20 protein-coding genes are annotated in these 19,297 nt (G+C 54.7%); 11 read left to right on the top strand and 9 right to left on the bottom strand.

Annotated elements, in window-relative coordinates:
- The first annotated feature begins 63 nt into the window (after window positions 1–63).
- Window positions 64–408 (top strand): nitrous oxide-stimulated promoter family protein, encoded by a 345-nt coding sequence (locus WN16_RS22290; protein WP_044699707.1) that lies wholly within the window; start codon window positions 64–66, stop codon window positions 406–408.
- Window positions 409–510: 102 nt separating this feature from the next.
- Here WN16_RS22290 and flhA read toward each other — a convergent pair whose 3' ends face one another.
- The 6 genes from flhA to hypA form a co-directional block, all read right to left on the bottom strand.
- On the bottom strand, window positions 511–2,589 hold the full coding sequence (gene flhA, locus WN16_RS22285; RefSeq protein WP_003840276.1) for a formate hydrogenlyase transcriptional activator FlhA: 2,079 nt from the start codon (window positions 2,587–2,589) through the stop codon (window positions 511–513).
- Window positions 2,590–2,808: 219 nt separating this feature from the next.
- Entirely contained in the window at window positions 2,809–3,819 is a 1,011-nt protein-coding gene (gene hypE / locus WN16_RS22280; RefSeq protein WP_003037416.1) for a hydrogenase expression/formation protein HypE, read from the bottom strand.
- A complete protein-coding gene (gene hypD / locus WN16_RS22275; RefSeq protein WP_044699706.1) occupies window positions 3,816–4,937 on the bottom strand; it encodes a hydrogenase formation protein HypD in 1,122 nt (373 codons plus the stop codon). The genes hypE and hypD overlap by 4 nt, the downstream gene beginning before the upstream one ends.
- Window positions 4,938–5,210, bottom strand: coding sequence for a hydrogenase 3 maturation protein HypC (hypC, locus tag WN16_RS22270; protein WP_003037411.1), 273 nt, complete (start codon window positions 5,208–5,210; stop codon window positions 4,938–4,940).
- Window positions 5,201–6,073 (bottom strand): hydrogenase nickel incorporation protein HypB, encoded by an 873-nt coding sequence (gene hypB / locus WN16_RS22265; protein ID WP_003037409.1) that lies wholly within the window; start codon window positions 6,071–6,073, stop codon window positions 5,201–5,203. The genes hypC and hypB overlap by 10 nt, the downstream gene beginning before the upstream one ends.
- 103 nt (window positions 6,074–6,176) lie before the next feature.
- Window positions 6,177–6,548 (bottom strand): hydrogenase maturation nickel metallochaperone HypA, encoded by a 372-nt coding sequence (gene hypA, locus WN16_RS22260; protein ID WP_003037406.1) that lies wholly within the window; start codon window positions 6,546–6,548, stop codon window positions 6,177–6,179.
- A gap of 198 nt (window positions 6,549–6,746) precedes the next feature.
- On the opposite strand from hypA, the gene hycA reads away from it, so the two are divergent.
- The 9 genes from hycA (at window position 6,747) to hycI (ending at window position 14,625) form a co-directional block, all read left to right on the top strand.
- Window positions 6,747–7,205: a formate hydrogenlyase regulator HycA gene (gene hycA / locus WN16_RS22255; RefSeq protein WP_003840271.1), complete on the top strand. Its 459-nt coding sequence runs from the start codon at window positions 6,747–6,749 to the stop codon at window positions 7,203–7,205.
- A 143-nt stretch (window positions 7,206–7,348) separates the two neighbouring features.
- Window positions 7,349–7,960: a formate hydrogenlyase subunit HycB gene (gene hycB, locus WN16_RS22250; RefSeq protein WP_003825909.1), complete on the top strand. Its 612-nt coding sequence runs from the start codon at window positions 7,349–7,351 to the stop codon at window positions 7,958–7,960.
- Window positions 7,957–9,783, top strand: a complete 1,827-nt coding sequence (gene hycC / locus WN16_RS22245; RefSeq protein WP_016150886.1) for a formate hydrogenlyase subunit 3 — start codon at window positions 7,957–7,959, stop codon at window positions 9,781–9,783. Before hycB ends, hycC begins: the two co-directional genes overlap by 4 nt.
- Window positions 9,784–9,785: 2 nt before the next feature.
- On the top strand, window positions 9,786–10,709 hold the full coding sequence (locus WN16_RS22240) for a respiratory chain complex I subunit 1 family protein (protein WP_044699702.1): 924 nt from the start codon (window positions 9,786–9,788) through the stop codon (window positions 10,707–10,709).
- Window positions 10,710–10,726: 17 nt separating this feature from the next.
- Window positions 10,727–12,436 carry a formate hydrogenlyase subunit HycE gene (hycE, locus tag WN16_RS22235; protein ID WP_003037393.1) on the top strand — a complete coding sequence of 570 codons (1,710 nt, stop codon included), beginning with the start codon at window positions 10,727–10,729 and terminating at the stop codon, window positions 12,434–12,436.
- A gap of 9 nt (window positions 12,437–12,445) precedes the next feature.
- Window positions 12,446–12,988, top strand: a complete 543-nt coding sequence (gene hycF / locus WN16_RS22230; protein ID WP_003037391.1) for a formate hydrogenlyase subunit HycF — start codon at window positions 12,446–12,448, stop codon at window positions 12,986–12,988.
- Window positions 12,988–13,755 (top strand): formate hydrogenlyase subunit HycG, encoded by a 768-nt coding sequence (gene hycG / locus WN16_RS22225; RefSeq protein ID WP_003037388.1) that lies wholly within the window; start codon window positions 12,988–12,990, stop codon window positions 13,753–13,755. The genes hycF and hycG overlap by 1 nt, the downstream gene beginning before the upstream one ends.
- Window positions 13,752–14,162, top strand: a complete 411-nt coding sequence (locus WN16_RS22220) for a formate hydrogenlyase maturation HycH family protein (protein ID WP_003037385.1) — start codon at window positions 13,752–13,754, stop codon at window positions 14,160–14,162. The genes hycG and WN16_RS22220 overlap by 4 nt, the downstream gene beginning before the upstream one ends.
- Window positions 14,155–14,625, top strand: a complete 471-nt coding sequence (gene hycI, locus WN16_RS22215) for a hydrogenase maturation peptidase HycI (RefSeq protein WP_003037382.1) — start codon at window positions 14,155–14,157, stop codon at window positions 14,623–14,625. Before WN16_RS22220 ends, hycI begins: the two co-directional genes overlap by 8 nt.
- A 56-nt stretch (window positions 14,626–14,681) precedes the next feature.
- On the opposite strand, the gene WN16_RS22210 is transcribed toward hycI, so the two are convergent.
- The 3 genes from WN16_RS22210 to ascF all read right to left on the bottom strand — a co-directional run bounded on the left by WN16_RS22210 (window position 14,682) and on the right by ascF (window position 17,990).
- A complete protein-coding gene (locus tag WN16_RS22210) occupies window positions 14,682–14,921 on the bottom strand; it encodes a SymE family type I addiction module toxin (protein WP_044699699.1) in 240 nt (79 codons plus the stop codon).
- A 167-nt stretch (window positions 14,922–15,088) separates the two neighbouring features.
- The gene (locus tag WN16_RS22205) at window positions 15,089–16,513 is read right to left on the bottom strand and encodes a 6-phospho-beta-glucosidase (protein WP_044699794.1); all 1,425 of its coding nucleotides are present in this window, start codon (window positions 16,511–16,513) and stop codon (window positions 15,089–15,091) included.
- A gap of 22 nt (window positions 16,514–16,535) precedes the next feature.
- Window positions 16,536–17,990 carry a PTS cellobiose/arbutin/salicin transporter subunit IIBC gene (gene ascF / locus WN16_RS22200; RefSeq protein WP_003037374.1) on the bottom strand — a complete coding sequence of 485 codons (1,455 nt, stop codon included), beginning with the start codon at window positions 17,988–17,990 and terminating at the stop codon, window positions 16,536–16,538.
- Between the two features lie 264 nt (window positions 17,991–18,254).
- Here ascF and WN16_RS22195 point away from each other — a divergent pair, with 264 nt between their 5' ends.
- The gene (locus WN16_RS22195; RefSeq protein WP_044699793.1) at window positions 18,255–19,268 is read left to right on the top strand and encodes a LacI family DNA-binding transcriptional regulator; all 1,014 of its coding nucleotides are present in this window, start codon (window positions 18,255–18,257) and stop codon (window positions 19,266–19,268) included.
- Window positions 19,269–19,297: the final 29 nt, after the last annotated feature.

Genomic DNA, 19,297 nt, shown 5'->3' with positions numbered 1-19,297 from the left:
TCCAGCAATAGTCCTGTGCTTATTTAAGGTGTATTATTTATGCAACTTAATTATGGAGGCATCATGTCCGGCAAACGTATTGCACGTGAAAAAATGACGATCCAGAGAATGATCTCACTCTACGAGCGCCAGTGTCCGCAGGCTTCAGACGAGCCGGGGCATTACGATGCGTTGTTTGCCTATGCGCAAAAGCGCCTCGATAAGTGCGTCTTTGGTGAGGAAAAACCGGCCTGTAAGCAGTGTCCGGTGCACTGCTATCAACCTGCCAAACGCGAAGAGATGAAGCAAATTATGCGTTGGGCTGGGCCAAGAATGCTCTGGCGTCATCCGATTCTGACCGTGCGTCATCTGATTGATGACAAACGCCCTGTCCCGGAATTGCCAGAGAAATATCAGCGCAAGAAGTAATGTAACAATTCTATGCCGGATGGCGGCTGCGCCTTATCCGGCCTACAAATACAAACGCACCAGTGGATAGACCCGATATGCAAAGCGCCATCGGGCGAACCGTTAAACCAGCGCATCCTTATCAATGCCCAGGCGTTTCATACGCGAGAGTAACGTGGTGCGTTTCAGCCCCAGCCGTTGTGCCGCGCCTTTAGGTCCGGCAACCACGCCGTTGGTCTCTTTCAGAACGCGCATGATCAACTGGTATTCATCTTCGCCGTCCTGTGCGACTTCGGTTGCCACCGGAGGCGTAGACGGCATCAAAGGGGCAATATCCGGAAGGGACAGCTGCAGCACGTTGCCTCGGGTTAGTAGAACCGCGCGCTCCACCACATTTTCCAGTTCGCGCACGTTGCCCGGCCACTCCATGCTGCTCAGCGTACGCAGCGCCTCGGCGGGAATGCTGTCGATATTGCGCCCCATCCGGCGAGCAATTTTAAAGGTGAAAGCTTTCACCAGCAGCGGGATATCTTCCGGGCGCTCACGCAGCGGCGGCAGATGGATCGGAAAGACGTTCAGTCGATAGTAGAGATCGTTACGAAACTCGCGATCGGCTACCATCTTTTTCAGATCGCGGTTAGTGGCGGCGATCAAGCGCACGTCGGTCTGGATCAGTTTATTGCTGCCCAGACGTTCAAACTCCTGCTCCTGCAAAACGCGCAGCAGCTTAGGCTGTAGCTCCAGTGGCATGTCGCCCACTTCGTCGAGGAACAGCGAGCTTTTATCGGCCAGTTCGAAACGACCAATCCGCTGCGTGCTGGCACCGGTAAACGCGCCACGCTCATGACCAAACAGATCGCTTTCCAGTAATCCGGCAGGCATTGCCGCGCAGTTCATCTTCACCATCCGACGGGCGTTACGTCCGCTCAGGTTGTGAATGGCCCGTGCGATCAGCTCTTTACCCGTTCCGGTCTCACCCAGAATCAGGACGGTGCTGTCGCTTTGCGCCACCATTTCGACCTGCTTGAGTACGCTGTACATCGCTTCGCTGCGGCCAATGATTTCGCCGAACTCACTCTCTACATTGTTGAGTTGTTCAGTCAGCGCCAGGTTTTCATCTACCAGACGTTCTTTCAGGCGGTGAATCTCCTGATACGCAAGCGCGTTATCCACGGCAATTGCCACACGCTCGGCAATTTGGCGCAATAGCTTGAGGTTAGCGGTAGTGAAAACTTTCTCTTCGCACTGTGCCAGCTTGAGTACGCCGAGCATAGTATTGCCGGACATCAGCGGTAACAGACACAGGGTTTGTAGCTGGTTGCCCCAGGTTTCGAACAGCATCCGTTCGTAAGGAGCGAGCGTATCGCGTTCGCTCAGATTAATCAGCAGCATCTCTTTGCTTTTGAACACGCGTTCGGAAAGCGTACCTGCTTCATCCACTTCACTTTGTTCGTGCGCTGGATGATGTTCATCCAGATAGTGGGTGGAATAAATGCTGAGCTTGTTTTTACGATCGCTGCGTAACACGATGCTGATGGCATCAATGTCGAAGTAGTGATGGATCTCTTTGGCGACTTCGCTGACCAGTTCGTCAATGTCCAGGCGGGAGAGTACCGCATTGGTGATGGCGACCAGGATGCGAAAGTTATCACGCTCGCGGCACAACAGATCGTAATCGACGTTGTTGCTGACCCTGCTTTGAATTTGTTCAGCAACGACGCCGACTATTTGGGTGAAGGTCTGTAGACGGTTATATTCTTTTTCACTCCATGGACGATCTTCATTACGGATGAACTCGCAACCGCCAAAGATACGCCCATCCGCCGCCAGCGGCAGCAGGCAGTAGTGGCCAAATTCAGAATACAGTCCACCTGAAGCCAACTGTGGCCAGGTTTCCGTAAACTCGTGATAGTTGCAGTGCAGCGCATCGGGGCGAGACAAAATACGGCGTACTGGACCATGGGCCAGTACCGTTTCGTCTTCATAATCGATGGGTTTACCATTTTCACGCGTCGCAAAATAACGCGCACGCTGCGTTTGTGCCTGCCATAAGACAATAGCCGCACAGTCGGCCAGCGCTGAACGCTTGACCAGCTGCGAAAGCGCCTCGCTGAGAGACGGGAGATCGGGCTGCTGTAATAATGTACGAGTAATATCGAACAGGCCTTGCTGTCCGAGGTCACTCATCGGTGTATACGACATATTGCTTTTCCAGGAAAAGCACCGCAGAACGGTGCGAAAACGGTAAATGAATTATAGGTATAAGTCGTAAATTATTGCCGGATAGCTGACCGCGAACTCGCTGGTCACGCAATCCGTAGGCCTGATAAGCAAAGCGCCATCAGGCGATAATGCAGCGTTAATGCCGGATGTCGACGCAAATGCGTCTTATCCGGCCTACAGTATGCTGCCAACTGGCTGCTAGCATATACGAGGTAAAGGTTCGGCGTGTGGTAAATCAAGGGTTCGTTTCACGCCGTAAAGTCCGGCCAGACGCACACCTTTGCGTTCTACCACTTCGCCAATCATTGCGGCGTCGCGTCCTAAAGGATGCGCGCGCAGTGCGGCAAGCGCCGTTTCAGCAGCCTGACGCTCAACGGCAATCACCAGCTTACCTTCGTTAGCAAAATTGAGCGCATCCAGACCCAGCAGTTCGCAAACGCCACGCACCGCGGGCTTCACGGGCAGGGCCGCTTCAGACAGCTCAATGCCAAACCCACATGATGCGGCAAATTCGTGCGTTACTGCATTCACGCCGCCACGGGTTGCATCACGCAGCGCCTTCACGCCGGGAATATCACGTAGCGTCTGGATAAGCGGCGTCAATACCGCGCAGTCGCTGACCAGTTCGCCATCAAGACCCAGTTGTTCGCGCAGGTTAAGGATCGTTGCACCATGATCACCCAGCGTGCCGCTGACCAGCAGCACATCGCCCACGCTCAGGGTCTGTGCGCCCCAGTGAATGTTGGCGGGGATCGCGCCCATTCCGGCGGTGTTGATAAAAAGTTTGTCCGCCGCGCCGCGCTGTACAACCTTGGTGTCGCCGGTGACGATGGCGATACCCGCTTCGCGCGCGGTTGCCGCCATGCTGTTAACGACGGTTTTCAGCGTCTCCATTGGTAAACCTTCTTCGAGGATAAAACCGCAGGAGAGATAGCGCGGGATCGCGCCGCTGACCGCCACGTCGTTAGCCGTACCACAGATAGCCAGCTTGCCGATATTACCGCCCGGGAAGAACAACGGATCGATAACATAGCTGTCGGTTGAAAACGCCAGACGATCGCCTTCAGCGACCAGTTGCGCCAGTTCCAGACGTGCCTGATCTTCTTGTTCCGCCAGCCACGGATTCGCGAATGCCTCCATAAACAGACTGTTGATCAACTGCTGCATAGCCTGACCGCCGCTACCGTGGGCGAGTTGTACGCTGCTCATGCTTCACACTCCTGCTGACGATACTGATACCAGGCGGCACATGCGCCTTCTGAGGAGACCATCAGGGCGCCAAACGCGCTCTCCGGGTTACACGTTTTGCCAAATAATGGGCACTGATGTGGTTTACATCTGCCCGTCAGCACTTCCCCACAACGCGCGCGCGGATCGTCATACACCTGTTGCGGCGCTGGCTGGAAATGGGCTTCGGCATCAAAGCGCTGATAGTCAGGCGTCAGGTGAACGCCAGAGGATTCGATAACGCCCAGACCGCGCCATTCGCTGTCGCCATTGACGCAGAACACCTCGGCGATGGCCTGTTGCGCTAACGCGTTACCGGCATCCGGTACCACGCGGCGGTACTGGTTTTCTACCTGGCTGTGCGCGGCAATTTTCTGCTCAATTAACATCACCACGCCTTGCAGGAGATCGAGCGGTTCAAAACCGGCGACCACTAACGGACGATGGAAGTCTGAAGCAATGAAATTATAGGCATCTGTGCCAATCACCATGCTGACGTGGCCTGGTGCTAAAAAGGCGTCAATACCGTTGTCCGGCTGTTCCAGCAGGCTGCGCAGCGTAGGGATAAGCGTGATGTGCTGGCAGAAAAAGTAAAAGTTCTGCACGTCACGCTGCTTTGCCTGTTGCAGAGTGATAGCGGTCGTTGGCATTGTGGTTTCAAAACCCAGACCAAAGAACACCACCTTACGCGTTGGGTTTTCCTGTGCCAGCTTCAGCGCATCCATCGGTGAATAGACGATACGGATATCTGCACCGCGCGCCTTGGCTTGCAGCAGGGAGCCTTGCTTACCCGGGACGCGCATCGCATCGCCAAAGGTGCAGAAAATCACTTCTGGATGGCTGGCGATTTCTACACAGCTGTCGATTCTACCCATCGGCAGAACGCAAACCGGGCAACCCGGACCATGAATAAACTCCACGTTTTCCGGTAGCAACTGGTCGAGGCCGAATTTGAAGATAGCGTGGGTATGACCACCACAAACTTCCATGATGCGCAGTGGGCGTTCAGCCGTGTAGGGGAGGTGGGCGGCACGTTCAGACAGGTGCTCTATCAGTTGCATCACCTGCTCTGGTGCGCGGTATTCGTCAACAAAACGCATTTATTTTTCCTCGCCGTACAGCAACGCGCCGACATCCGGCTCAACGTCAAACATGTTTTGCAGCGCGTCGAGCGTATCGCGCGCTTCAGCTTCATTAATGATGCTCATGGCAAAACCGACGTGGACCAGTACCCACTGGCCGAGGCGCGGTTGGCCATGCTCATCACAGCTACCGACCAGCGTCAGGTCGACGTCGCGCTGAATACCGCAAACGTCGACTTTGGCCTGGTTGCCATCAATGGTGCGGATTTGACCCGGAACACCTATGCACATCGCTGCGTCTCCAGCCAGGAGAGCCATTGATCCATCCCTTCACCACTGGTGGCGGAAATCAGGATAATCTCAATTCCCGGGTTCACTTCCCGGGCGCTGGCGATGCATTTTTCAACGTCAAAATTGAGGTACGGTAGCAGATCCACTTTGTTGAGCAGCATCAGTGATGCGGCGGCAAACATATGTGGATATTTCAGCGGTTTGTCTTCACCTTCGGTGACGGAAAGCACGGCCACTTTATGGCGCTCGCCGAGGTCGAAGCTGGCCGGGCAGACCAGGTTACCGACGTTCTCAATGAACAGAATGCCGTTATCGTCAAGCGGCAAACGCGGCGCGGCGTCAGCGATCATTTGTGCGTCAAGGTGGCAACCTTTACCGGTGTTGACCTGAATGGCGGGCGTGCCTGTGGCGCGAATACGGGCAGCATCGTTCACCGTCTGCTGGTCACCTTCAATAACGGCGCACGGCACGCTATCTTTCAGCTTCATCAGCGTTTCGGTCAGCAGCGTGGTTTTACCGGAGCCCGGGCTTGAAACAAGGTTCAGCACCAGATGCTGACGGGCCGCAAAGCGGGCACGGTTGCGCTCGGCCAGGCGGTTGTTTTTGTCCAGTACGTCAATTTCCACTTCCAGCATACGGCGTTGGCTCATACCTGGTGCGTGGGTTCCTGCCTCACCGTGACCGTAGTGCAAATCGCCTTCTTCGGTCTGGCTCGGTGTGAAATTTGAGGTCTTCACACCGGTAATATTCAGCGCTGGACGAGCCGCTGGGGCAAATGGCGCGCTGCGAAACGCCGAGTGGGGATTATGCTCATCACCCTCTATATATAGGTTGCCTTCAGCGCAACCACATGTCGTACACATCGCTCACTCCTGATCTTTTTACTTGCGATACATCTGTTGCCGGATGACTGCGTTGCCTTATCCGGCCTACAAACGAGCTCTTTCTGTAGGCTGGATAAGACGCTTAAGCGTCGCCATCCGGCGCTGGAGTCTGATCTATTTCAATACGTCGAATCTGTAAGCCGTCATCGGCCACAATTCTCAGCATATCGCTGTTGCATTGCGGACATCGGCGCACGCGTTGCGTCAGTAACGTGACGTATTGCTGACAAGATTCGCACCAACATTCGGCTTCTTGTTCTTCGAGGTGGAGTTTACAACCTTCTGCAAGGGTCCCGCGGCATACCAGATCAAAACAAAAGGAGAGAGCGCTGGTTTCTACGCAAGAAAATGCGCCAATTTTGAGCCAGACCCCAGTTACTCGCTGAGCACCGTGTTGCGTGGCCTGTTGTTCAATCAATTCCAGTGCCCGTTGGCAGAGGGTTATTTCGTGCATACCGCCTCCTGTGAAGTTGCCGTATCAAAAGCAATAAGCATGCCAGGTTGATTTTTTTCATTCGTGACAATGACGACAATGACGAAATGACATGTCGTCACCCGCCTTTAATTTTTTATCTATATGAAAATTAAGAAATTTAATTTTGGCATGAAATGTGCTTAAGGCTGTTCATCTCTGCTAAACGGGTAACCTGACATGACTATTTGGGAAATAAGCGAAAAAGCCGATTACATCGCTGAACGGCATCGTCGCCTACAGGACCAGTGGCGTATTTACTGCAACTCGCTGGTTCAGGGGATCACCCTCTCGAAAGCGCGTTTGCATCATGCAATGAGCTGTGCGCCGGACAAAGATCTCTGCTTCGTCCTTTTTGAACACTTCACTATCTACGTCACGCTGGCGGATGGCTTCAATAGCCACACCATCGAGTACTACGTCGAAACAAAAGATGGTGATGATAAGCAACTGATTGCACAGGCACAGTTGACCATCGACGGTCAAGTCGATGAGCGTTTCAGTAACCGCGATCGCGAACAGGTGCTGGAGCACTATCTCGAGAAAATCGCCACCGTCTACGACAGCCTGTACACCGCGGTTGAGAACAATATGCCGGTGAATTTAAGCCAACTGGTTGAGGGACATAGCCCGGCTTAAGCCTCAGGTGCTGTCCACTTTGTCATGATGCGGTTTACATACTGCGTCACGATGTTTTAGGGAATGGGCATGTCGAAAAATGTCGAAATGACATTTTGCAGACATGTTTTCGTCAAAAATGACTATCACCTGAGGAATGCCTGGTGAATCGTTTTGTAATTGCTGACTCCACTCTTTGTATTGGCTGCCACACCTGTGAAGCCGCCTGCTCAGAGACTCATCGCCAGCATGGCCTGCAGTCAATGCCGCGCCTGAAAGTGATGTTAAATGAAAAAGAATCCGCGCCGCAGCTTTGCCACCAGTGTGAAGATGCGCCTTGCGCCACCGTGTGTCCGGTTAATGCCATTAACCGCGTTGATGGCGCCGTACAGCTGAATGAAAGCCTGTGCGTAAGCTGCAAACTGTGCGGGATCGCTTGTCCGTTTGGCGCGATAGAGTTTTCTGGTAGCCGTCCGCTGCATATCCCGGCAAACGCCAATACGCCAAAAGCGCCTCCGGCTCCGCCAGCGCCTGCTCGCGTGAGTTCGCTGCTGGACTGGGTTCCAGGCGTTCGTGCCATCGCGGTGAAATGCGATCTGTGCAGTTTTGATGAGCAAGGTCCGGCCTGCGTGCGCATGTGTCCGACCAAAGCCCTGCACCTGGTGAGCAACATGGATATCGCCCGCGCCAGCAAACGTAAGCGTGAGCTGACTTTCAATACCGATTTCGGCGATCTCACCTTGTTTCAGCAGGCTCAGAGTGGGGATGCAAAATGAGCGCAATTTCACTGATTAACAGCGGCGTGGCCTGGTTTACAGCGGCTGCGGTTCTGGCATTTCTGTTTTCATTTCATAAATCGCTGAGCGGCTGGATTGCTGGAGTTGGCGGTGCGGTCGGCAGCTTGTGTACGGCGGCCGCTGGTTTTACCGTTCTGACTAATGCGCTGGCGGTGAGCGGCGTGATGCCGTTTATTGGGCACAGTCTGCAAATTACTCCACTGAATGCTATCTGGCTGATTACGCTGGGACTGTGCGGCCTGTTTGTCAGCCTGTACAACATTGACTGGCATCGTCATCCGCAGGTGAAAGCTAACGGCCTGCTGGTGAATCTGCTGATGGCCGCGGCGGTATGTGCGGTGGTTGCCAGCAACCTCGGTACGCTGGTGGTGATGGCGGAAATCATGGCGCTGTGTGCCGTGTTCCTCACCGGATGCAGTAAAGAAGGCAAACTGTGGTTTGCGCTGGGGCGTATTGGTACGCTGCTGCTGGCGGTTGCCTGCTACCTTGTGTGGCAACGTTACGGCACTCTGGAGCTGCGTCTGCTAGACCTGCGCACCCAGGAGCTGCCGCTCGGGTCTGACATCTGGCTGCTGGGCGTGGCAGGTTTTGGCCTGCTGGCCGGGATTATTCCTCTGCATGGTTGGGTGCCACAGGCACACGCCAATGCCAGCGCACCGGCTGCGGCACTGTTCTCTACCGTCGTCATGAAGGTCGGTCTACTGGGTATTCTCTCCCTGTCGCTGCTGGGCGGTAATGCACCGCTGTGGTGGGGGGTTACGCTGCTGGTGTTGGGCATGATCACCGCATTTGTTGGCGGTCTGTATGCGCTGATGGAACACAATATCCAGCGCCTGCTGGCGTACCACACGCTGGAAAACATCGGCATTATTCTGTTGGGGCTGGGCGCTGGCGTGACCGGGATTTCCCTGAATCAACCGGCGCTGATTGCGCTGGGTTTGACCGGCGGTCTGTACCACCTGGTAAACCACAGCCTGTTCAAAAGCGTTCTGTTCCTGGGCGCAGGCAGCATCTGGTTCCGTACCGGTCATCGTGATATCGAAAAACTGGGCGGTATCGGCAAACGCATGCCGGTTATCTCTCTGGCGATGCTGGTTGGCCTGATGGCGATGGCCGCGCTGCCGCCGCTGAACGGTTTTGCCGGTGAGTGGGTTATCTATCAATCCTTCTTCAAGCTGGGTAACAGCGGGGCGTTTGTCGGTCGTCTGTTAGGGCCGTTGCTGGCGGTTGGGCTGGCAATTACCGGCGCGCTGGCGGTGATGTGTATGGCGAAAGTCTATGGCGTAACGTTCCTTGGTGCACCGCGCACGAAGGAAGCTGAAAACGCCTGCTGCGCACCAATCCTGATGGGCGTGAGCGTCGTTGCGCTGGCTATCTGCTGTGTGATTGGCGGCGTGGCTGCGCCGTGGCTGCTGCCGATGATCTCCTCTGCCGTTCCGCTGCCGCTGGAAACTGCGAACACCACCGTTTCTCAGCCAATGATCACGCTGCTGCTGATCGCATGTCCGCTGCTGCCGTTCATCATCATGGCAATTTTCAAAGGCAACCGTCTGCCGTCGCGTTCACGCGGTGCGGCATGGGTGTGTGGTTACGATCACGAGCAGTCAATGGTCATTACCGCGCACGGTTTTGCCATGCCGGTGAAAGAAGCCTTTGCCCCGGTACTCAAACTGCGTAAGTGGTTGAATCCGGTATCACTGGTTCCGGGCTGGCAGAATGCGGCTGCGCCGGTGCTGTTCCGTCGCCTGGCGCTGATTGAGCTGGCGGTGCTGGTGGTGATTGTGGTTTCACGAGGAGCCTGAAAATGAGTGTTTTATATCCGTTAATTCAGGCGCTGGTGCTGTTTGCCGTTGCGCCGCTGCTGTCCGGCGTTACCCGCGTGGCGCGCGCGCGTTTGCACAATCGCCGCGGTCCGGGCGTTTTGCAGGAATACCGCGACATTATCAAACTGCTGGGCCGTCAGAGCATTGCGCCTGCGGATTCCAGTTGGGTCTTCCGCTTGACGCCGTTTGTGATGGTGGGCGTGATGCTGACTATCGCCACTGCGCTACCGGTAGTGACCGTTGGCTCACCGCTGCCGCAACTGGGCGATCTGATCACCTTAATTTACCTGTTCGCCATTGCCCGTTTTTTCTTCTCTATCGCGGGACTGGATACCGGTAGCCCGTTTACCGCCATTGGTGCCAGCCGTGAAGCGATGCTCGGCGTGCTGGTTGAACCTATCCTGTTGCTGGGGCTGTGGGTAGCGGCACAGGTTGCGGGTTCAACCCATATCAGCAATATCGCCGATACCATTTACCACTGGCCTGCTGCGCGCAGCATCCCGCTGATTCTGGCACTGTGTGCCTGTGCTTTCGCCACCTTTATCGAAATGGGCAAACTGCCATTCGATCTGGCAGAAGCAGAGCAAGAGCTGCAGGAAGGTCCATTGACTGAATACAGCGGCAGCGGTTTTGCCGTGCTGAAATGGGGCATTAGCCTCAAGCAACTGGTCGTTCTGCAAATGTTCGTTGGTGTGTTCCTGCCGTGGGGACAGATGGAAACCTTCACCGCGGGTGGGCTGCTGCTGGCGCTGGTGATTGCCGTCGTCAAGCTGGTCCTCGGCGTGCTGGCCATCGCCCTGTTCGAAAACAGCATGGCGCGTTTGCGTTTTTGCGCCACTTCACGCGTGACCTGGGCCGGTTTTGGGTTTGCGTTTTTAGCGTTCGTCTCCTTGCTGGTGGCGTGATTTAAGAGAGTTTGAGCATGTCTGAAGAAAAATTAGGTCAACAATATCTCGCTGCGCTGCATCAGGCCTTTCCGGGCGTGGTACTGGATGAAGCCTGGCAGACCAAAGATCAGCTGACGATCACCGTCAAGGTGAACTACCTGCCGGAAGTGGTGGAGTTCCTGTACTACAAACAGGGCGGCTGGTTGTCCGTGTTGTTTGGTAACGACGAACGCCAGCTGTGCGGCCATTACGCTGTTTATTATGTGATGTCGATGGAGCAGGGCACCAAATGCTGGATAACCGTCCGCGTTGAAGTCGATGCCAATAAGCTGGAGTTCCCGTCCGTCACGCCGCGCGTTCCGGCTGCGGTCTGGGGCGAGCGCGAAGTGCGCGATATGTACGGTTTGATCCCGGTTGGCTTGCCGGATGAGCGTCGTCTGGTACTGCCCGATGACTGGCCGGACGAACTCTATCCGCTGCGTAAAGACAGCATGGATTATCGTCAGCGCCCGGCGCCGACTACCGATGCTGAAACCTACGAGTTCATCAACGAACTGGGCGACAAGAAAAATAACGTGGTGCCGATTGGCCCGTTGCACGTCACCTCCGATGAACCCGGTCACTTCCGCCTGTTCGTGGATGGCGAGAACATTATCGATGCCGACTACCGTCTGTTCTATGTCCACCGCGGCATGGAGAAACTGGCGGAAACCCGTATGGGTTACAACGAAGTGACGTTCCTGTCAGATCGCGTGTGTGGCATCTGCGGCTTTGCGCATAGCACCGCCTATACCACCTCCGTTGAGAATGCGATGGGTATCGTGGTGCCGGAACGTGCGCAGATGATCCGTGCCATTCTACTGGAAGTTGAGCGTCTGCACTCGCACCTGCTGAACCTCGGCCTGGCCTGTCACTTCACCGGTTTTGACTCCGGCTTTATGCAGTTCTTCCGCGTGCGTGAAACGTCGATGAAGATGGCGGAGATCCTCACCGGGGCACGTAAAACTTACGGTCTGAACCTGATCGGCGGTATCCGTCGTGATCTGCTGAAAGAAGATATGATCCAGACCCGTCAACTGGCGCAGCAGATGCGTCGTGACGTGCAGGAACTGGTCGATATGCTGCTCAGTACGCCGAATATGGAACAGCGTACCGTTGGTATTGGTCGTCTGGATCCGGAAATTGCCCGTGACTTCAGTAACGTCGGCCCGATGGTTCGCGCCAGCGGCCACGCGCGTGACACCCGCGCCGATCACCCGTTTGTCGGCTATGGTCTGCTGCCGATGGAAGTTCATAGCGAGCAAGGCTGCGATGTTATTTCTCGTCTGAAAGTTCGTATTAATGAAGTCTACACCGCACTGAATATGATCGACTTTGGTCTGGATAACCTGCCGGGCGGCCCGCTGATGGTGGAAGGCTTTACCTACATTCCTCACCGTTTCGCACTGGGCTTTGCTGAAGCGCCGCGCGGAGATGACATTCACTGGAGCATGACCGGCGACAACCAGAAACTGTATCGCTGGCGCTGCCGTGCGGCGACCTACGCCAACTGGCCGACGCTGCGCTACATGCTGCGTGGTAATACCGTTTCCGATGCGCCGCTGATTATCGGTAGCCTCGATCCTTGCTACTCCTGTACTGACCGTATGACCGTGGTCGATGTACGTAAGAAGAAGAGCAAAGTCGTGCCGTACAAAGAACTTGAGCGCTACAGCATCGAGCGTAAAAACTCGCCGCTGAAATAAGGAATCGCCATGTTTACCTTTATCAAAAAAGTCATCAAAACCGGGGCACCGACGTCGTCGTATCCGCTGGAGCCGATCGCGGTCGATAAAAACTTCCGTGGCAAACCGGAACATAATCCGCAACAGTGCATCGGCTGTGCGGCCTGTGTGAATGCGTGCCCGTCGAACGCGCTGACGGTCGAAACCGATCTGGCCACCAATGAGCTGGCGTGGCAGTTCAACCTCGGTCGCTGCATCTTCTGCGCCCGTTGCGAAGAAGTTTGCCCGACGGCGGCGATCAAGCTGTCGCAGGAGTATGAGCTAGCGGTGTGGAAGAAAGAGGATTTCCTGCAGCAGTCCCGCTTTGCGCTGTGTAATTGCCGCGTATGTAACCGTCCGTTTGCGGTACAAAAAGAGATTGATTACGCCATTGCGCTGCTTAAGCACAACGGTGATAGCCGCGCGGAAAACCACCGTGAAAGCTTTGAGACCTGCCCGGACTGTAAGCGCCAGAAATGTCTGGTGCCGTCTGATCGTATTGAACTGACTCGCCATATGAAAGAGGCCAGCTGATGAGCAATTTATTAGGCCCACGTGACGCCAATGGTATTCCGGTACCGATGACGGTGGATGAATCCATTGCCAGCATGAAAGCGTCGCTGCTAAAAAGCATCAAGCGTTCAGCGTACGTTTACCGTGTGGACTGCGGCGGCTGCAACGGTTGCGAAATCGAAATCTTCGCCACGCTTTCTCCGCTGTTTGACGCCGAACGTTTTGGCATCAAAGTGGTACCGTCCCCGCGCCATGCGGATATCCTGCTGTTTACCGGCGCTGTAACCCGTGCCATGCGCTCTCCGGCGCTACGCGCCTGGCAGTCTGCGCCAGACCCGAAAATTTGTATCTCTTACGGTGCTTGCGGTAACAGCGGCGGTATTTTCCACGACTTATACTGCGTATGGGGCGGCACGGACAAAATCGTACCGGTGGATGTCTATATCCCTGGCTGCCCGCCAACGCCTGCAGCCACGCTGTATGGTTTCGCCATGGCGCTGGGTCTGCTGGAACAAAAAATTCACGCGCGTGCGCCGGGTGAACTGGACGAACAGCCCGCCGAAATTCTGCATCCGGATATGGTTCAGCCGCTGCGAGTGAAGGTGGATCGCGAGGCTCGCCGTCTGGCGGGATACCGCTACGGTCGCCAGATTGCTGATGACTATATGACGCAGTTAGGGCAGGGCGAGCATCAGGTGGCGCGCTGGCTGGAGGCGGAAAACGATCCGCGTCTGACCGAGATCGTCACGCATCTTAACCATGTTGTCGAAGAGGCGCGTATCCGATGAGTGAAACGGTGGTGTTCAGTCAACTGAGCCGTAAGTTTATTGATGAGAACGATGCGACGCCCGCTGAGGCGCAGCAGGTTGTCTATTACAGCCTGGCGATTGGTCACCACCTTGGGATCATCGATTGCCTGGAAGCGGCGTTAACTTGTCCATGGGACGAATATCTGGCATGGATTGCTACCCTTGCTGAGGGAAGCGAAGCCCGCCGGAAAATGGAAGGTGTGCCGAAATACGGCGAGATCGTTATCGATTTCAACCATGTGCAAATGCTGGCACGCGCGTTCGATGATGCGCGTGCCGTACAGACCCCGCAGCAGCAGGAGTGGAGCAAGCTGATGCTTAGCATGCTGCACGACATACACCAGGAAAGCGCCATCTATCTGATGGTGAGGAGACACCGTGACTGACGTTTTATTATGTGTGGGTAACAGCATGATGGGCGATGACGGCGCGGGCCCGCTGCTGGCTGAAATGTGTGCTGCAAATCCTCAAGGCAACTGGGTTGTCATCGACGGCGGTAGTGCGCCAGAAAACGATATTGTCGCCATCCGTGAACTGCGTCCGCAACGTTTGTTGATTGTTGATGCTACCGATATGGGGCTGAACCCTGGTGAAATCCGCATTATCGATCCCGATGACATTGCCGAGATGTTCATGATGACTACTCATAACATGCCGCTGAATTACCTGGTCGATCAACTGAAAGACGACGTTGGTGAGGTGATTTTCCTCGGCATTCAACCGGACATCGTCGGTTTTTACTACCCGATGACACAGCCGATCAAAGATGCTGTTGATACCGTCTATCAGCGATTAGCCGGTTGGGAAGGACACGGTGGATTCTCCGAGCTGGAAGCGCCAGAAGAGTAAACCGTATCAGTGCCGGATGTGAACGACATCCGGCCTGTTTTCCCAGTGTATCCTCGTCATTTAATTGCCTGCTCAATAATTAATTTCCCCTGCATCACTGATACATTCACTGCTGTACCGGTCGGAAATCCAGCTTGTTCCAGCCAGTCGCCGTTCAGCGTGAGCGAGGCGTGCCGACTGATTCGTCGCGTGTAACCCGTTTTTGGATCTTCATGGCGTTTTCTGACATAGCTGACTTTCAAGCGACGTACCGGTTTGGTGATTACCTCTGCTGATTTACCCTTTTTATCAAACATGCACGCTTCCTTGTGGTGAACGGCCAGGATTAAAAACTACTGAATAAAATGCCAGTAAAAAAGGATGAGGGCAAACCTGAAACTGGAAGGACGATTCCACATCTGGAATGTAATAAATGGAAATATGTAATTCTGCCGGAAGACTGTAATCCCCTCCGGCAGATCTGTTATGCCAGATCGGCGCCGTTGCTGGCGATCACTTTTTTGTACCACCAGAATGATTTCTTACGGGTGCGCGCCAGCGTGCCGTTGCCCGCGTCATCGCGGTCCACATACACAAAACCGTAGCGTTTGCTCATCTCACCGGTTGAGGCAGAAACCAGATCGATACAGCCCCAGGTGGTGTAACCCATCAGGGGCACGCCATCTTCAATCGCGTCTGCCATGGCGCGAATATGTTCGCGTAAATAGCTAATGCGATAGTCGTCATTGATCTCACCATTGGCATCGATTTCATCCTTCGCTCCCAGCCCGTTCTCCACCAGAAATAGCGGTTTCTGGTAGCGGTCATACATCATATTCATGGTGATGCGCAGACCAAGCGGATCGATGCCCCAGCCCCATTCGCTGGCCGCAATATACGGATTACGCAGCGACTTCACCACGTTGGCGGCGCTGGTATTGCCGGTGTTCATTTCCGCCGAGGCGCAGCGCGATGCGTAATAGCTGAACGAGACGAAATCGACGGTGTTTTTCAGGATGTCGTCATCTTCTGGGGCTTTTTCTATGACCACGCCTTTGTCGCGAAACACGCGGGCAGAATAAGCCGGGTAGGCCCCGCGCGCCTGCACATCAATAAAGAACAGGTTTTCGCGGTCTTTTTCCAGCGCGGTCCACACATCTTCCGGCTTACACGAATAAGGATAAAAATTACCGCCAGCCAGCATACAACCGACCTGGTTTTGCGGATTAATTTCATGGGCTATTTTAGTCGCCAGGGCGCTGGCTATCAGTTCGTGGTGAGCGGACTGATATTTCACCTGATCCTGATTTTCACCTTCTTCAAATACCAGCCCGGCGCCTGAAAAGGGGCTGTGCAGCATAATGTTGATTTCGTTGAACGTCAGCCAGTACTTCACCAGACCGTCAAAGGCCTCGAAGCAGGTACGGGCGTAGCGGGTAAAGAACTCAACCATTTTGCGGTTACGCCAGGAGCCGTACTCGGTGACCAGATGCATTGGCACATCGAAGTGACACAGCGTGACTAATGGCTCAATACCGTATTTTTTACACTCGGCAAACACGCTCTGGTAAAACGCTATGCCCTCTTCATTCGGCATCAGCTCATCGCCGTTAGGGTAGAGACGGCTCCAGGCAATGGAAGTACGAAATACCGTAAAACCCATTTCCGCCATCAGCGCGATATCTTCTTTATAGCGATGATAAAAGTCGATCGCCTGATGGCTAGGATAAAATTCGTTATCCCGCAGCGCAAAGCGCTTTTCCTGACCCAGCTTGACGGGCATCCGATGTGTGCCGTGGGGGATCATATCGACGGTAGTCAGTCCTTTGCCGCCTTCCCGGTATGCCCCTTCAGACTGGTTGGCGGCCAGTGCGCCGCCCCATAAAAATCCTTGTGGAAAAACAGACATAATTAACCTCAGTTCATACCAGTCAAATGCTGGCTCCATTGATATTGCCCGGTTGTGCGGCCTGGTTTTTTCTGGCCTGCGCGGCTGCATCTTCGACAGGGATATCTTCAAAGCCGAGAATCAGCGTTAATACAAAGGAAAGCACTACCGCCAGCGCCATCACGCCAAATACCCAAACGATAGTCATCGGATTGGCCGGATCGAAAAACTGGACGCTGGTGAACAGGCCAGGAGCTGCCATGGAGTGGCTTGCAAGTCCGGCCATTCCGGCAACGGCACCGCAGATAAAACCGCTGATAAGACTCGCAATCAGTGGTCGTTTCAGGCGGATCGCTACGCCATACAGCGCAGGTTCGGAAATCCCCGCCATGATGGCGGAGGCGGCTGCCGCTAACGCCGTCTGACGCAGTTCCGGGTTTTTGGTTTTCCATGCTACTGCCAGCGATGAACCACCTAACGACAAGTTGGCGCCGATTTCTGACGGCATCACCATGCCTTCTTTTCCGGTTTCGGCAATGGTCTGAATAATGGTTGGCGTAAAGACACGGTGCATACCGGTCATTACCAGCAGCGGCCACAGTGCGCCCATAATGGCCACCGACAGCCAGCCGAGATAGCCGTGAATGGTATAGACCAGCGCTGAAATTGCGCTACCGATCCAGATACCGATCGGGCCAATGATGACGATGGCGAGCGGCGCGGCGATCAGCACGATTAGCATTGGTTTAAGGAAGTTTTTGGTTACCGCCGGAGTGATGCGATCGACCCAACGTTCGATGTATGACAGGCACCAGGTCATCACCAGCGCCGGGATCACCGTGTAGGTGTATTTCACTGCCGTCACCGGGATTAGGGCAAACTCAACGTGCTCACCCTGCGCAGCCTTCGCCATCAGATCGATGAAGCTGGGATGCACCAGTACGCCCGCGATGGCGATTGCCAGCGACATGTTGGTTTTGAATTTGATAGCGGCCGACGCGGCGACCATCAGCGGCAGGAAGAAAAATGCGCCGTCACCGATAACGGTCAGAATGGTGAGCGTGGACGATCCTTTCTCCAGCACGCCGGTCATTTCGAGGATCATTGCCAGCAGTTTGAGCATTGATCCGCCGATAATTGCCGGGATCAACGGCGACATGGTGCCGATCAGCGCGTCGAGGATCCCCGCGCCAATCCGCTTCAGCGTCAGTCGGGGTTTGGTTTGCGGCTCAGCAGGCTGCATATTGGCAGGCAACAGGCTGACCACTTCGCGATACGCCTGCGAAACGGTGTTGCCGATGATCACCTGGCACTGGTTATCGCTACGCACCACGCCAAGTACGCCAGAAAGCGTCTTCAGCGTCGCGCTGTCGACCTGCGAGTCATCTTTGATAACGAAACGCAAACGGGTCATACAGTGGGTCACTGCTGTGATGTTGTCGACGCCTCCCAGAGCCGTCACAACGGAGCGCGCCAGCGCTGCATAATTCTTGGACATCGGATTTAATCCTGTTTTATCAGTAGGGTACGTTATGTTTTATCCGTTTACGTTGGGTCGCTTTTCTGGGTTATGAAACGCAGATAGGAAACCGGTTCCACAAAATCATGTTTAAAATATGAGTAATGAGCAAGATTTAATTTTGATCATTTTTTGTAATTGTGACTCCGATCACCAGATGTCAGCGTCTGCGATTTAGCAGCAAGGACAGCGGCGAAATGGTGCAGTACACTGCGTCACATTGAGAGAATAGGGATGAGTAATATGACCACGATGCTGGAGGTGGCGAAGCGTGCCGGGGTGTCGAAAGCGACAGTTTCCCGGGTGCTTTCCGGGAACGGCTACGTCAGCCAGGAGACCAAAGACCGCGTGTTTCAGGCCATTGAAGAGAGTGGTTACCGCCCAAACTTGCTGGCGCGCAGTCTGGCGGCGAAAACCACGCAGACGCTGGGCCTGGTGGTAACAAATACCCTTTATCACGGCGTCTATTTCAGCGAGCTGCTGTTTCATACCGCGCGGATGGCGGAAGATAAAGGACGCCAGTTGTTGCTGGCTGACGGTAAGCATAGCGCTGAGGAAGAGCGCCAGGCGATCCAGTACCTGCTCGACCTGCGCTGTGACGCGATTATGATTTATCCGCGTTTTCTCAGCGTGGATGAGATAGACGATATCATCGATACCCACAGCCAGCCGATTATGGTGCTTAATCGACGCCTGCGGAAAAACAGTAGCCACAGCGTATGGTGTGATCAAAAGCAGACCAGCTTTAACGCCGTTACTCAGCTCATTGCCGCTGGGCATAAAGAGATTGGTTTTATTACCGGCTCGATGGATTCTCCAACAGGCTTGGAGCGACTTTCAGGCTATAAAGACGCGCTGGCACATCATGGTATCGCGCTAAATAATGATCTGATTGTTAAAGGGAAATGGACGCCAGCCTGCGGCGCAGCGGGTGTGGATACTTTGCTTTCGCGCAAGGTCAATTTTACCGCGCTGGTGGCCAGTAATGACGATATGGCGATCGGCGCGATGAAGCAGTTGCACGAGCATGGCGTGAGCGTTCCTGCACAGGTGTCGGTGATTGGCTTTGATGATATCGCCCTCGCGGCATACACTATTCCGGCGCTTTCCAGCGTTAAAATTCCGGTAACAGAAATGATTCAGGAAACGATTGGGCGCCTGATCTTTATGTTGGGTGACGGGGCGTTTACGCCGCCAAAGACTTTCACCGGTGAACTCATCCAGCGCGACTCAGTTGCGCCGCCCGCTTCGCGCTGACGGCTGTCATTTGTCATCGTCACTAGTGA

Origin of the sequence: Citrobacter sp. ABFQG (genome assembly GCF_004322975.1) — a bacterium.
Classification (GTDB): domain Bacteria; phylum Pseudomonadota; class Gammaproteobacteria; order Enterobacterales; family Enterobacteriaceae; genus Citrobacter; species Citrobacter freundii.
This window is presented reverse-complemented; position numbering and strand designations above follow the sequence as displayed.